General features: G+C 70.0%; 13 protein-coding genes and 1 tRNA gene. 4 read left to right on the top strand and 10 right to left on the bottom strand.

Annotated features, from left to right (window positions below; translation table 11 throughout):
• On the bottom strand, nucleotides 1–994 hold a 994-nt coding region (locus ETD85_RS52170), incomplete at its 3' end, for an AfsR/SARP family transcriptional regulator (RefSeq protein ID WP_240779994.1).
• A gap of 62 nt (nucleotides 995–1,056) precedes the next feature.
• Between ETD85_RS52170 and ETD85_RS52165 the strand changes: the two genes are divergently transcribed.
• The gene (locus ETD85_RS52165) at nucleotides 1,057–1,914 is read left to right on the top strand and encodes an NAD(P)-dependent oxidoreductase (protein WP_138697294.1); all 858 of its coding nucleotides are present in this window, start codon (nucleotides 1,057–1,059) and stop codon (nucleotides 1,912–1,914) included.
• 9 nt (nucleotides 1,915–1,923) lie between these two features.
• Here ETD85_RS52165 and ETD85_RS52160 read toward each other — a convergent pair whose 3' ends face one another.
• The gene (locus ETD85_RS52160; RefSeq protein WP_138697293.1) at nucleotides 1,924–3,294 is read right to left on the bottom strand and encodes a cystathionine beta-synthase; all 1,371 of its coding nucleotides are present in this window, start codon (nucleotides 3,292–3,294) and stop codon (nucleotides 1,924–1,926) included.
• Between the two features lie 128 nt (nucleotides 3,295–3,422).
• Between ETD85_RS52160 and ETD85_RS52155 the strand changes: the two genes are divergently transcribed.
• The 3 genes from ETD85_RS52155 to ETD85_RS52145 all read left to right on the top strand — a co-directional run bounded on the left by ETD85_RS52155 (nucleotide 3,423) and on the right by ETD85_RS52145 (nucleotide 7,102).
• Complete coding sequence (locus ETD85_RS52155; RefSeq protein ID WP_240779993.1) at nucleotides 3,423–4,409, top strand: SGNH/GDSL hydrolase family protein; 987 nt, start codon at nucleotides 3,423–3,425, stop codon at nucleotides 4,407–4,409.
• Between the two features lie 59 nt (nucleotides 4,410–4,468).
• Nucleotides 4,469–5,812, top strand: a complete 1,344-nt coding sequence (locus ETD85_RS52150; protein WP_138697291.1) for an outer membrane protein assembly factor BamB family protein — start codon at nucleotides 4,469–4,471, stop codon at nucleotides 5,810–5,812.
• A 72-nt stretch (nucleotides 5,813–5,884) separates the two neighbouring features.
• Nucleotides 5,885–7,102: an acetyl-CoA C-acetyltransferase gene (locus ETD85_RS52145; protein WP_138697290.1), complete on the top strand. Its 1,218-nt coding sequence runs from the start codon at nucleotides 5,885–5,887 to the stop codon at nucleotides 7,100–7,102.
• A 246-nt stretch (nucleotides 7,103–7,348) separates the two neighbouring features.
• Here the strand turns inward: ETD85_RS52145 and ETD85_RS52140 are convergent, their stop codons facing one another.
• The 8 genes from ETD85_RS52140 to ETD85_RS52105 form a co-directional block, all read right to left on the bottom strand.
• Nucleotides 7,349–7,756 (bottom strand): PPOX class F420-dependent oxidoreductase, encoded by a 408-nt coding sequence (locus ETD85_RS52140; protein ID WP_138697289.1) that lies wholly within the window; start codon nucleotides 7,754–7,756, stop codon nucleotides 7,349–7,351.
• A 52-nt stretch (nucleotides 7,757–7,808) separates the two neighbouring features.
• On the bottom strand, nucleotides 7,809–8,042 hold the full coding sequence (locus tag ETD85_RS52135; RefSeq protein ID WP_043628756.1) for a DUF4287 domain-containing protein: 234 nt from the start codon (nucleotides 8,040–8,042) through the stop codon (nucleotides 7,809–7,811).
• 168 nt (nucleotides 8,043–8,210) lie between these two features.
• A complete protein-coding gene (locus ETD85_RS52130) occupies nucleotides 8,211–9,002 on the bottom strand; it encodes a Bax inhibitor-1/YccA family protein (RefSeq protein WP_138697288.1) in 792 nt (263 codons plus the stop codon).
• A 576-nt stretch (nucleotides 9,003–9,578) separates the two neighbouring features.
• Nucleotides 9,579–9,651, bottom strand: a tRNA-Leu gene (locus ETD85_RS52125).
• Between the two features lie 49 nt (nucleotides 9,652–9,700).
• On the bottom strand, nucleotides 9,701–10,204 hold the full coding sequence (locus tag ETD85_RS52120; protein WP_206059429.1) for a peptide deformylase: 504 nt from the start codon (nucleotides 10,202–10,204) through the stop codon (nucleotides 9,701–9,703).
• A 296-nt stretch (nucleotides 10,205–10,500) separates the two neighbouring features.
• Nucleotides 10,501–11,013 carry a glycine cleavage system transcriptional repressor gene (locus ETD85_RS52115; RefSeq protein ID WP_138697287.1) on the bottom strand — a complete coding sequence of 171 codons (513 nt, stop codon included), beginning with the start codon at nucleotides 11,011–11,013 and terminating at the stop codon, nucleotides 10,501–10,503.
• A 79-nt stretch (nucleotides 11,014–11,092) separates the two neighbouring features.
• Nucleotides 11,093–12,409, bottom strand: coding sequence for an NAD(P)/FAD-dependent oxidoreductase (locus ETD85_RS52110; protein WP_138697286.1), 1,317 nt, complete (start codon nucleotides 12,407–12,409; stop codon nucleotides 11,093–11,095).
• Between the two features lie 95 nt (nucleotides 12,410–12,504).
• The gene (locus tag ETD85_RS52105; protein WP_138697285.1) at nucleotides 12,505–13,299 is read right to left on the bottom strand and encodes a uracil-DNA glycosylase; all 795 of its coding nucleotides are present in this window, start codon (nucleotides 13,297–13,299) and stop codon (nucleotides 12,505–12,507) included.
• Nucleotides 13,300–13,406: the final 107 nt, after the last annotated feature.

The following is a 13,406-nucleotide window of genomic DNA, read 5'->3' as shown; positions in this document are numbered from 1 at the left end:
CATCAGGAAAGGCCACCCCGCCCGGCCCAGCCACGTCGGGCGAGGCGGGTGCTTCCGGAAGCGCCAGTTCGCGGGCGGCGGCCAGGGCGAGGCTGGTCTTGCCGACCCCGCCGGGCCCGGTCAGCGTCACCAGCCGGGAGGCCGCCAGCGCCGCCCGCACCCCCGCCAGCTCCTCCTCCCGCCCGATCAGGTCCGTCAGCGGCGCGGGCAGAGGCGAGACGGGCCCGGGCAGGGGCGATACGGGCGCGGGCAGAGACGTGGCAGGCGCGGGCACGGGAGCTGCCAACCCGGCGTCCTGGCGCAGGATCGCCTGGTGCAGCCCGGCCAGCACGGGCGAGGGATCCAGCCCCAGCTCCGCCCCCAGCCGCGCCCGCAGCGCACCGTAGGCGGCCAGGGCCTCGGTCTGGCGCCCCGCCCGGTAGAGCGCCTTCATGTGGGCCGCGACCAACCGCTCGCGCAGCGGGTGCAGCGCCACCAGCTCCCAGAGGTCCACATGCTCGCCCAGCTCAAGGCGTACCTCTGCCTGCTCTTCCAGCGCGGTGAGCCGCAGCTCGTCCAGGCGCGCGGCCTGGGGGCGGGCGAAGCCGGCGTCGGCGAAGTCGGCGTACGCGGGCCCGCGCCACAACGCCAGCGCCCGGTCCAGCTCCCCCGCCCGCACGCGCGGGTCGGCGGAGCGGCGGCCGGCGAGGGCGCGGAAGCGGGCGGCGTCGGAGTCGTGCTCCGCCAGCCGGTAGCCGGACGGGCCGTGCACGATCGTCGCGGCGCCGCCGAGCGAGCGGCGCAGCTGGGACACCCTGGCCTGGAGGGTGCCGGCGGGGTTGCGGGTGGGCCGCTCGCCCCACAGGTCGTCGATCAGCCGGTCCGCCGAGACCGGGCCGCCGTCGTGCGCGATCAGGTCGGCCAGCAGGGCACGCACCTTGAGCTCGGGCACGCGTAGGGGCAGCCCGTCGTCCGACCAGACCTCCAGCGGCCCGAGCACCCCGAATCGCAGCACACCACTACCAACCCGTAGCGGGCCGGAAGGATTTCCGTAGCGGCGTGCCCGAGTGTGTCGGCATGAGTCAAGTGACAGTTGTCGGATTGGGCCCGATGGGGTCGAAGATGGCCGAGACGTTCCTGGCCGCGGGCCACGAGGTGTCGGTGTGGAACCGTACGGCGAGCAAGGCGGACCCGCTGGTGGCCAAGGGCGCCCGGCGGGCGGGGACGGCGGCCGACGGCGAGTTGCTGGTGGTGAGCCAGATCAGCTACCAGGCGATGTACGACAGCCTCGGCGACGCCCGGCTGGACGGGAAGACCGTGGTGAACCTCAGCAGCGGCACCCCCGCGGAGCTGCGCACGGCGGCCAGATGGGTGGCGGAGCGCGGCGGCACGCTGATCACGGCGGGCATCATGGTGCCGCCGCCGGGGATCGGGCAGCCGGGGGCGTACACGTTCTACAGCGGGCCGAAGGACGTGCTCGACCGGCACGCCGGCCTGCTCGGGGCCCTGAGCGAGCTCACCTACGTGGGCGCGGACCAGGGCCTGGCGATGGTGTACTACCAGGCCCAGCTATTGGTCTTCTGGACCAGCCTGACCGCCCACATGCACGCCATGGCGCTGATGCGCGCGGCGGGCGTCGCCCCGCAGGACTATCTTCCGTACGCGCAGACGCTGTTCACCGAGCTGGGCGACGACGGCCCGATGGGCTACGCGAAGATCCTGGCCGAGGAGTTCGCCGCCGGGGTCTATCCGGGCGCGGCGAACTCCATGCACATGCAGGCCGCCGGCCTCGGGCACGCGGTGGACACGCTGATCGAGGCCGGGGTGGAGACCACGGTGCCGGGCGCGCTGAAGCGCCTGTTCGAGCGCGTCGTCGCCGAAGGGCGTGGCGACGACGGGCTCGGCACCGTGATCGAGTCGATCAGAAAGCCCTGACGGGCTCCTCTAGTGGTTGGCCAGGAAGGCGAGCAGGTCCTGCCGGGTGATCAGCCCGGCGGGCTTGCCGTCTTCGAGCACGACTGCCGCATCAGCCTTTTCCAGCGCTTCGACCGCACGCGCCACAGGTTCACCACTGCCGATCGTGGGTAGCGGCGCGGACATATGATCAGCGATCGAGTCGTCGGAGGAGAGCCGGCCATGGTAGAGGGCTTCGAGGAGGTCGCGCTCGACGATGGAGCCGACCACCTCGGCCGCCATGACCGGCGGCTCCTCCTTCATGACCGGGAGCTGCGACACCGAGTATTCGCGCATGATCGCGATCGCCGTGCTGACGGACTCGTGCGGGTGCGCGTGCACGAACTCCGGCATCCCCGGCCCCTTGCGCGACAGCACGTCGCCGACCAGGCCCTCGTCCGAGGTCGTGATCAGGAACCCGTAGTCGGCCATCCAGTCGTCGTTGAAGATCTTCGACAGGTAGCCCCGGCCGCCGTCGGGCAGCAGGACGACCACCACGTCGTCCGGCGCGGCCTTGGCGGCCACCTGCAGCGCCGCCACGACGGCCATCCCGCAGGAGCCGCCGACCAGCAGCCCCTCCTCGCGGGCGAGGCGGCGGGTCATGTTGAAGGAGTCCTTGTCGGACACGGCGATGATCTCGTCGCAGATCTCGGTGTCGTACGTGGCCGGCCAGATGTCCTCGCCGACCCCCTCGACCAGGTAAGGGCGGCCGGAGCCGCCGGAGTAGACGGACCCTTCCGGATCGGCCCCGATGATCTTCACCCGGCCGCCGGAGACCTCCTTGAGGTAGCGGCCCGTGCCGCTGATGGTGCCCCCGGTGCCGATGCCCGCGACGAAGTGGGTGATCCTACCCTCGGTCTGCTCCCACAGCTCGGGACCCGTCGAGTGGTAGTGGGAGTCGGGGTTGTTGACGTTGGAGTACTGGTCGGGCTTCCACGCGTTGGGCACCTCGCGGGCCAGCCGGTCGGACACCGAGTAGTAGGAGTCCGGGTGCTCGGGCGAGACGGCGGTCGGGCACACCACGACCTCGGCCCCGTACGCGCGCAGCACCGCGATCTTGTCCTGGGCCACCTTGTCGGGCACCACGAACAGGCACCGGTAGCCCTTCTGCTGCGCCACGATGGCCAGGCCCACCCCGGTGTTGCCGGACGTCGGCTCCACGATGACGCCACCCGGACGCAGCGCGCCGGACTTCTCCGCGGCCTCGATCATGCGCACCGCGATGCGGTCCTTGACCGAGCCGCCTGGATTGAAGTATTCGACCTTGGCGAGCACCTGTGCGGGCACCCCCGCGGAGACTTTGTGCAGCCGGACGAGCGGGGTGTTCCCCATGAGCTCGACCAGGGAATCGTAAACGCGCACCGAGGTGTTCACCTTCTTTGCCGAAGCTTGATCAGCTTGCCAGTGGCCGAGATCCAGTGGGGGTGGCAGGCCCTCGGCTAGTTTTCAAGCAAACGCTACCGCCGAGTTCGACTAGGGAGGGCACCTACGTGGTCTGGGCAGCTGGCATGGCGCGCGCGGCACGCAAGATCGCTACCGCGGCGGCACTCGGAGGCGGCGGGCTGACCGCTCTCGGAGCGACGGCGTACGGCTTGCTGATCGCCGAGGGGCTGCTGGCGCGCAAGGCCATCGGACGCCCGCACGGCCTGGACGGGCCGCCCTCCGACGGCGTCTACGGCGGCGAGTTCCCCGGGCAGCCGCTCAAGCTGGCCATGCTCGGCGACTCCACCTCCGTCGGCCTCGGCATGACCGACCCCAGTCACACGCCCGGCGTCCTGATCGCGAACGGCCTGGCCGCCGTCGCCGAGCGCCCGGTGCACCTGCTCGTCGCGGGCAAGTCGGGCACCCCGTCGGCCGAGCTGACCGAGCAGGTGGACACGGCCATCGCGATGGGGCCGGACGTGGCGGTGATCTTCGTGGGAGCGAACGACATCATCACCCAGACCCCGCCCGCCGCAGCCGTACGGCATCTGACCAAGGCCGTGCGGCGGCTGCGCGACGCCGGCGCGGAGGTCGTCGTCGGCACCTGTCCCGACCTCGGCACCGTACGCCCGATCGCGCAGCCGCTGCGCTGGGTGACCCGGCGCTGGAGCCGCCAGCTCGCCGCGGCGCAGACTGTGGCGGTGGTGGACGCGGGCGGCCGGACGGTGGCGTTCGCCGACGTCCTGGGGCCGGAGTTCGATACAAATCCGACAGAAATGTTCGGACCGGATCGTTTCCATCCAAGTGACCGAGGTTACGCGCAGGCCGCTTACGCGGTGCTACCGTCAGTGTGCGCTGCGTTGGGTCTGTGGCCTGAGCCGCAGCCCGCACGTGGCGAAACACTGCAACCGATCTACCTTGCGGCGGCAACGGCCGCGGAGGAGCCCGGCACCGAGGTCACCGCGACCCGGGTCGACGGACGGGCGACGGGCCTGCACGGGAAGTGGGCGACGTTGTTCCGCCGCCGGCTCGGCGAGCCGCTCAACGACGCCTGACCGCGGTCACCCTCCGAGCCCGAGCCGTCACTCCCCGTCCCCTTTGGAGTGAACTGCCTGTGCTCCGGCCTCTGTGGAAACCGTCCCTCGTTCTCGCCGGAACCCTGGCCGTGACCGCCTGCTCCGGCAGCGACGCGGCCACGTCGAATTTTCCCACCTGGAACAACTCCCAGGTCAACGCGGTCAGCCGGATGGCGGTCGCGGGCGATGTCGTCACCACCACCTCCATGAAGCCCGACGGCACGCTGGAGACCGTCGCCGTCGGCCTGCGCGACGGCCGGCGGCTGTGGGCCCACCCGGCCACGATGGCCGGCCGCCTGCCCGGTATGGGGGTCTCCACGCCCGCGATCGTGGAGACCGGCAAGGGGCAGGGCGTGGTCGTCGCGCTCGACCCGGCCAAGAAGGGCCGCTGGAACGCCACCCTCGTGGCCCGTGAGGCCCATTCCGGGGTGCAGAAGTGGACCAGACCGGTGCATTCGACGTTCGGGCCGCAGCGCTGCGGCCCGTACGTCTGCCTGTCCGAGCACACCGCCCTGGCCAAGGCACGCATGGTGGTGCTCGATCCGGCCACCGGCAAGACGTTGTGGAAGCTGCCCGGGATCTCCGAGGTCGAGTGGTCGGACCCGAGCCGGGTCCTGTTGCTGCGGCTGGCGGCCAACCCCATGATCGAGTCGTACGAGGTCAAGACCGGCAAGCTGCAGTGGCAGCAGCCGATCGAGCAGGCGCTCGGGCCCGGCCTGGACATGTCGGGCGGGTGGGCGTTCGGCGCGGCGGGTGAGGACCTGGTGGGATATGTCGCCCCCTACACCAATCCCCAGACGAAGAAGGTCTCGACCTTCGGGCTGTTCTCGTTGAAGATCGGCGACGGGACGATCAACTGGATGCGGCCGTCGGTCGTACGCGTCTATCCGAGCGGCAGCCCCGGCTACGCGCCGGTCGTGCGCCCGGTCGACCGCCAGGGCTCCTACGGCGGCTTCGCGCGGCTCGACTCGGCGACCGGGCGGGTGGTCGGCCAGGTCACCGCGGCCGACGTGCCGGGGTCCGGCTGGTGGCTGGCCTTCCCCGACCGGATGGACAAGCTGGGCTTCCTCAAGCACAACGCCAAGGGCACGGCCTTCGACATCGTCTCGGGGAAGTCCGTGCCCGTGGAGGAGGAGCGCGGCTGGTCCTTCTGCGTCACCGACCCCAAGCCGCTGGCGCTGCGCGCGCAGGCGCCCGGGTTCTACTCGACGGCCGCCGTCTGCGAGTACGACCTCGCCACCGGCAAGCGGGCCGGCGCGGGCGCGGCGCCGCCGGCGTGGTTCACCGGGAGCCAGGACGGGTGGCGGCTGTGGCGTGACGAGAAGGGCGGCATTCACGCCGTCAACGACCACACCAGCACGGCTCCGGGCATGTACGGATAAGCCGGGGGCGGCGAGGCTTGCGAGTAGAACTGGAATATAGTTCTACTAGAAGCGTCGACAAAGGAGGGGCCCATGCCCGAGGCAGTCATCGTCGCAACCGCGCGTTCCCCGATCGGACGAGCCTTCAAGGGGTCGCTCAAGGAGATCCGCCCCGACGATTTGACCGTGCAGATGATCCAGGCGGCGCTGGCCAAGGTGCCCGAGCTGGACCCGACCACGATCGACGACATCATGCTGGGCTGCGGGCTGCCCGGGGGTGAACAGGGCTTCAACATGGCCCGGGTGGTCTCGGTGCTGCTCGGGCTCGACAACGTGCCCGGCACCACCGTGACGCGCTACTGCTCGTCGTCGCTGCAGACGACGAGGATGGCGTTCCACGCGATCAAGGCGGGCGAGGGCGACGTGTTCGTCTCGGCCGGGGTCGAGACCGTGTCGCGGTTCGTCAAGGGCAACTCCGACTCGTTGCCCGACACCCACAACCCGGCCTTCCTGGACGCGCTGACCCGGACGAAGGCGTTCGGCGAGGGCGGCCGCGTGTGGCACGACCCGCGCGAGGACGGCGACGTGCCGGACATCTACGTGGCCATGGGGCAGACCGCCGAGAACCTCGCCCAGCTCAAGGGCGTCACGCGCCAGGAGCAGGACGAGTTCGGCGTGCGGTCCCAGAACCTGGCGGAGAAGGCGCTGGCCGACGGGTTCTGGCAGAAGGACATCACGCCCGCGACGCTGCCCGACGGGAGCGTGGTCAGCAAGGACGACGGGCCCAGGGCGGGCACGACGTACGAGAAGGTCTCCGGGCTCGCGCCGGTGTTCCGGCCGGACGGGACCGTCACGGCGGGCAACTGCTGCCCGCTGAACGACGGCGCGGCGGCCGTGATCGTGATGAGCGACGTGAAGGCGGCCGAGCTGGGCATCACGCCGCTGGCGCGGATCGTGTCCACCGCCGTCACGGGGCTCTCGCCCGAGATCATGGGCCTCGGGCCGGTGGAGGCGTCGCGGCAGGCGCTGTCCAGGGCGGGGATGGCGATCGACGACATCGACCTGGTGGAGATCAACGAGGCGTTCGCCGCGCAGGTGATCCCGTCCTACCGGGAGCTGGGGATCGACCTCGACCGGCTCAACGTCAACGGCGGCGCGATCGCCGTGGGGCACCCGTTCGGGATGACGGGGGCGCGCATCACGTCCACGCTGATCAACAGCCTGCAGCACCACGACAAGAGCATCGGGCTGGAGACGATGTGCGTGGGCGGCGGCCAGGGCATGGCGATGATCCTCGAGCGCCTGACCTGATCCGTTCTCCGCGGCTCGCCGGGCAGGATCCGCATCGATCTTGTCCGGAGAGCCGTGGTCTCCCTGGAAGCCCTGCGCACGTGGCCGAGAGCCTCCGGGGAAACGGAGGCCGGTGTCCCGCTGCCACGCGAGCCCGGTTGACCGGCTCCCAGGCACGTCCTGGGGCGGCGTTCACCCCGCGCCGGCCATCCCCGCACCACAGCCCGCGGTCCCGTCGTCAGAGGCCGCTACGGGCGCGGGGACGGGTCAGCCGTGGTGGTCCGGGCCGGCGTGGGTCGGAGTGATGCGGAGGAGGACGCGGCGTTCGCGGGCCATCGCCGCGCGGTAGTCGGCCCAGTCGGAGTGCTCGCCGGAGATCCCCCGGTAGTAGGCCACCAGGTGCTCCATGGCCTCCGGCAGCGACAGGACGTCGGCCGTCCCGTCCACCTGGATCCACTCCCCGTAGAAGGCGTCCGTGAAGACGCAGAGGGAGACGTTCGGGTCGCGGCGTACGTTGTGCGTCTTGGCCGCGGTCTCCCGGGTGCTGACGACGATCAGCCCGTCCTCGACGCCGGCCACCACCGGGGACATCTGCGGACGTCCGTCGCGGTGGCGGGTCAGGAGGATGGCGCGGTGGTTGCTGCGGAGGAAACCAAGTGCCTTGTCGAGATCCATCCTCCCATGATGACGCGCCCGCGCTGGGAGCACGGGCGCGGGATGGTTGGGCCTAGATGAAGCCCATGCGGTTACGGCGGTGCCGCTCGTGCTCGTGGACGATCGCGGCGGCGTAGCCGTGGGTCAGCCCGTGCTCGTCGGCAAGCCAGTTGGCCCGCTCGTCACACCTCAGGAAAGCCGGGCCGTTGTCGATGGCTTGGAACCACTCGGGGAGTTCGCGTCCCGTTATCGTTGGGACCCTTGCGATGAGCTTCGTCTGCGTCTCCGGTGAGTGGTTCAAGGACATGGGCACCTCCGCGGATAAAGGTCCTTTGCTCGACACTGCAACACCGGAGTCCGAATGGCAACCCCCCAACCAGGCATCATTTTGTGACGGCGGGTAGATTTCCGGTCGCACACAGAGAGGGCCCCGCCGCTACGGCGGAGCCCTCCCGGGTGACGCGGGGGCGAACGATCAGTCGCTACTGGTGAAATAGCTGATGAAACGCAGCACCTCAAGGTAGATCCACACCAGGCTCAGCGTCAGGCCGAACGCGCACTGCCAGGCGAACTTCTCCGGAGCGCCCTGCTTGATGCCCTGCTCGATCGAGTCGAAGTCGAGCAGCAGGAAGAAGCAGCCGATCAGGATCATGACGATGCTGAAGGCCCAGCCGATCGGGCTGTCGGTGCGCAGGCCGAGCCCCCCGTCGTTGAACAGGCCGACGAGCAGGTTGACGAGCATGAGGCCGATGGCGGCGATCGCGGCCGCGATGCCGAACTTCACGAGTTTCGGCGTGACGCGGATGATCCGCAACGAGTAGACGGTCAGCACCGCGCCGAACGCGAATGCGGTGCCCAGCACCGCCTGCAGCACGATGCCGCTGATCATGCCGTCGAAGACGGAGCTGATCTTGCCCAGGAAGACGCCTTCGAACACCGCGTAGGCGAGGATGAGCGCCGGGTTGGTGCTCATCGTGAACGACGCGATCAGGCCGAGGATCAACGCGACGACCGCCGCGCCGATGGCGACCATCGGCGGGACTTGGAGCCACCACGCCACGGCGGCGGCCGCGACGAGCGCCCCGAGGGTGATGAAGCCGCGCACGACGACGTCGTCGAGGGTCATGGCGCGGAACGCGGGCCGGGTGGGTGCGGCGTACGACGGGGCGTCGTACATGTTCTGCAACTGGTCGGGGGACGGGGCGGGCCCTGCCCAGCCGCCGGCCTGCTGCCGCGACCTGCTGAATACGGGGTTCTTGCTCTCCATCGCTGCCTCCTGTGACGCCGAGCCTACGGGGCCTGGCGGCACCTTGGTCAACTGGCGCTTAGATCGATGTCTGTTCGGGACTTCGGCAGCGTTCCCAACGAACGTGCGGGCCGCGGAGTTCCCAAGGTCATCCGGCGGGTTCGCGGGGATCTTCACCGCCGGTCGGGGCGCGCCGGGGGCCGGTGGCGCACAGCGCGTTTTCCGGGCTCATGACCACACTTCCGAAAAGGCCGGATGTAAAGCGTAGTCAACCATTCACAGTAAGAAACTATTGGTGGCATAGAGGGCAGAAAACCAGCAGGTTGTCAATATGGAACGGGACGGAAAACATCCGGTCCGCCAAAACCCGCCTTCCGGGCGCATCCCAAGTCCATGGCCTGCCGTCCCAGAGCTTACTCGCCCTGCCCGGGCCCACCTCAGCCGGTACGGGCACGGGGATCCGGGGCCCGGGAACCAGCCGGAACAGCGACAAGTCCATAACAACTCGATATCGACCGAGAACAGCAGCAGGGGGCCCGTTGGACGATCGCGGTAAACCTCCAGGTCAGAGACCTAAAGGCGGCATAAGATGGCAGGTGCCCCCGGCGGGATTCGAACCCGCACGTCAACCCTTTTAAGGGGTTTGCCTCTGCCATTGGGCTACGGGGGCGCCGCAATCATACGAAACGGACCATGCTTCCGAGGAGCACAACTTCGCATCAGGCGTCACAACTGTGAAGTCTGCGGTGAAGTGATAGCACTCCCGGCACTCTGTCCAAGAAGAGTAGACCGTCCAGATGGTCCAGTTGGTGCTGAATGCAACGAGCTTCGAACGCATCCGCTTCGATGGTGACGGGCTCGCCCGTGCCTGGCAAATGCCCACGTACGGTGATACGGCTGGCACGGCGTACATCGGCCGTGAGTCCCGGGATGGACGCGCAGCCCTCGCGGCCGTCGTCCCAGTGGGAGGCGCTCGTGAGGCGAGGATTGACGACGACGAGCTCTCCGGCCCACGAACGACTCCTGGGGTGGAGTCCGGCGTCAAAGGCGATCAGCCGCCAACTCAGGCCGATCTGGGGGGCCGCCAGCCCGGTCGTGGACGGCTCGTGGCGCAGGGTCGCGAGGAGATCGGCGGCGGCGGCCACGACGTCGGGGTCGAGCGGGTCCACCGGCTCGGCCGCGAGGGACAGGATCGGGTGCGGGGCGCCGAGCACCTCCCGCACGGTCCCCTCGGGCAGGCGGCACCGAATCCCACCTTCGGGCCGCGCCGCAAACCGGCTCCGGGGCTCGCTTTCCGGCCCCTCCGCAATCCGGTCCTCCGTCTCGCATGAGAGCCCTTGCGGGGTCCGGTCCCTCGTCTCGTATGAGGGGTCTTGCGGAGTCCGGTCCCCCGTCTCGGATGAGAGCCCTTGCGGAGTCCGGTCCCCCGTCTCGTAGGAGATCTCTTGCGGAATCCGGTCTTCGGTCTCGCGTGGGGGTCCCTCCGGCGGCTGGGGTCCGGAGGGGGTGGTTCGCTCGTTCACAACAGGTCCGGTTCGACGGGGCGGAAGGTGATCTCGGAGTCGAGGCCGGCTCCGACTGCTGCCAGCCTGCGCATGAGCGCCGCCACGTCCACCTCCTTCGGCAGCTCGACGTCGGCGATCAGCACATAGAGGCGGCCGGTCAGTCTGGTGCTCATCCCCGTGATGTTCCCGCCATCCTCGGCGAGCACCGCGCTTATGGCGGAGATGATGCCGGGCCGGTCCGGCCCATGCACGGTCAGCACGTAACCGAGGCCGCCGCCGTCGTCGCAGAAGTGCCGGCGGGCCTCGACGGCGGAGGCCGTCACCACGAGGTCGGGAGCGCGCAGTCGTTTCATGAGCTCGGCGGAGTCCAGCTCGCCCGACACCAGCAACATCATCGCCACGTGACCGCCGAGCAGCGTCATGGTCGAGTCCTGGATGTTCACCCCGCAGTCGGCCAGCGAACCGGTGACCGCGGCGATCACGCCGGGCCGGTCCACGCCGAGCACGGTCACCGCTGAGAGCTCCACCGGTGGTACCCCTTCCGCTTGCTGCCAGGGGTGCCGAAAACGCCCCGGCGATGTTCACCGGGGCGCTGCCGTGCCTGGGCTAGCGACGAGTCGTCGCCACCGCGGCCCTGAAGCCGTCGCGCGGGTGCTCCATCTCACCCAGCGAGATGGTCTCTCGCTTGAAGAACAGGGCCAGGGTCCAATCGACGACGACACGGACCTTGCGGTTCAGCGTCGGCACCCGCGACAGATGGTAGGTGCGGTGCATGAACCACGCAGGGAATCCGCGAAGCTTGACGCCATAGACATTCGCGACGCCCTGGTGGAGGCCCAGGCCGGCCACCGATCCCACATACTTGTGGCGGTATTCGACCAGTTCCTGCCCGCGCAGGCGGCGGACGATGTTGTCGGCCAGCACCTTGGCCTGCCGGACCGCGTGCTGGGCGTTGGGCGCACAGTACTGGCCCGGGTTGGTGACGTCGGGCACTCCCGCGGCGTCGCCGGCCGTGAAGGCGTCGGTGGTGCCGGCGACCGTGAGCGCGGTGGTGGCCTTGATCCGGCCGCGCTCGTCGAGCGGCAGGTCGCCGGCGTTCACGACCGGGCTGGGCTTGACGCCGGCGGTCCACACGAGCGTCTCGGCGTCGAACTCCGAGCCGTCCGACAGGACCACGTGGCCGCCTTCGCAGGACTCCAGGCGGGTGTCGAGCTTGCACTCGATCCCGCGCTCGCGCAGCTGCTCCAGGGTCCACTTGCCCATCTCGGGGCCGACCTCGGGCAGGACCCGGTTCGTGGCCTCGACGAGCACCCAGCGCAGGTCCTTCGGCGTGATGTTGCGGTAGTAGCGGGTCGAGTCCTTGGCCATGTCCTCGAGCTCGGCGAGCGCCTCGACGCCCGCGAAGCCCGCGCCGACCACGACGAACGTCAGCGCCCTGCGGCGCACCTCCGGGTCGTCGGTCGACTCGGCCACGTCGAGCAGGTGCAGCACGCGGTTGCGCAGCGCGATGGCCTCGCCCACGGTCTTGAACCCGATGCCGATGTCGGTCAGGCCCGGAATGGGCAGCGTGCGCGAGATCGATCCGGCGGCCATCACGATCACGTCGTAGGCCACCTGGCGCGGCTCGCCCTCGGCCGGCTGGAAGGTCACGACGCGCTCGGCGTGGTTCACCTGGGTGACCGTGCCGTTGAGAATGCGCGCCTTGGGCAGGATCCGCCGCAGCGGGGCCACCATGTGCCTGGGCGAGAGGTTGCCCGCGGCCGCCTCAGGCAGGAAGGGCTGGTAGGTCATGTAGGACTGGGGGTCGATGATCGTGATGCGAGCCTCGCCGCTGCGCAGCTCACGGTGGAGTTTGCGCTGCAGCCTGAGCGCTGTGTACAGGCCGACGTATCCGCCGCCGACGATCAAAATGTGCTTGTTCATCCTGAGGCCCCATCCCTCGTGGAGTGCTTGTGAAAGCATTCACAAGCTTACGTCAAGCGCTCTCGATGAATCCAATCCGGGCATGGTGCAACGCGTCACACAGCCAGTGACCTGGCCCTCGTGAAGATCTCGTCCAGCATGTGGGCGGTGACGCGGCCGGTGAAGGTGTTCTGCTGGCTCGGGTGGTAGCAGCCGAGGAGCGTCACGGGCCGCTCGCCGTACCGGATCACGCTCTCGGCGCCGTGCCCGAACGGGGGCCTGGCGCGCGGCAGCTCGTAGCCCGTCTCCTTGAGCGCGGGCCACATGGCCTGCCAGGCGTATCCGCCGAGCGCCACGATCACCCGCACGTCCTGGGCGACCAGCGCCAGCTCGCGGGCCATCCACGGGAAGCAGGCGCTCTTCTCCGACGGCTCGGGCTTGTTCGCGGGCGGCGCGCAGCGCACGGACGCCACCACGCGCGTGTCGATCAGCCGCTGCCCGTCCCCCGCGTGCGTGCTCGTCTCCTGGGCGGCCAGGCCCGTGCGGAACAGCGAGGCGAACAGCCAGTCGCCGCTGCGGTCGCCGGTGAAGATCCGCCCGGTCCTGTTGCCGCCGTGCGCGGCCGGCGCCAGGCCCACCAGCAGGATCCGCGGGTGCTCGGCCCCCCAGCCGGGGACGGGACGGCCCCAGTACGTCTCGTCCGCGAACGCGCGCCGCCTCACCTCGGCGACTTCCTCCCGCCATGCCACCAGGCGGGGACAGGCACGGCACACGGACTGCGCGGCCGTGAGCTCCGCGAGGGTGGTGCTGGTGGCGGCGAGGCGGCGCACGTCCGCGGGGTCGTGGGCGACCGGGGTGGCGGCGGTCGCCGGGTCGCCGGGCCAGCCGGTGCCAGGAGGTACGAAGCTCATGACACCGTATGGTGCCCGATCAGCGGGTCCTGCTCGGCTCGGGCGCGGCCGTGGGAGTGGCTGAGGGAGTGGCTGCCGGGGCGGCCGTGGCGGTGGCGGCAGGGGCC

This window comes from Nonomuraea zeae (assembly GCF_005889725.1).
GTDB classification, from domain to species: domain Bacteria; phylum Actinomycetota; class Actinomycetes; order Streptosporangiales; family Streptosporangiaceae; genus Nonomuraea; species Nonomuraea zeae.
The sequence above is the reverse complement of the archived record's forward strand: the minus strand, read 5'-3'. Positions and strand labels throughout refer to the sequence as shown.

Excerpts from the sequence above, each read along its gene's own strand:
- ETD85_RS52140 (WP_138697289.1), bottom strand. The coding sequence starts at position 7,756 with ATGGATCTCGACAAGGCACTTGGTTTCCTCCGCAGCAACCACCGCGCC.
- ETD85_RS52110 (WP_138697286.1), bottom strand. The coding sequence starts at position 12,409 with ATGAACAAGCACATTTTGATCGTCGGCGGCGGATACGTCGGCCTGTAC.
- ETD85_RS52135 (WP_043628756.1), bottom strand. The coding sequence starts at position 8,042 with ATGTCCTTGAACCACTCACCGGAGACGCAGACGAAGCTCATCGCAAGG.
- ETD85_RS52145 (WP_138697290.1), top strand. The coding sequence starts at position 5,885 with ATGCCCGAGGCAGTCATCGTCGCAACCGCGCGTTCCCCGATCGGACGA.
- ETD85_RS52165 (WP_138697294.1), top strand. The coding sequence starts at position 1,057 with ATGAGTCAAGTGACAGTTGTCGGATTGGGCCCGATGGGGTCGAAGATG.
- ETD85_RS52130 (WP_138697288.1), bottom strand. The coding sequence starts at position 9,002 with ATGGAGAGCAAGAACCCCGTATTCAGCAGGTCGCGGCAGCAGGCCGGC.
- ETD85_RS52105 (WP_138697285.1), bottom strand. The coding sequence starts at position 13,299 with ATGAGCTTCGTACCTCCTGGCACCGGCTGGCCCGGCGACCCGGCGACC.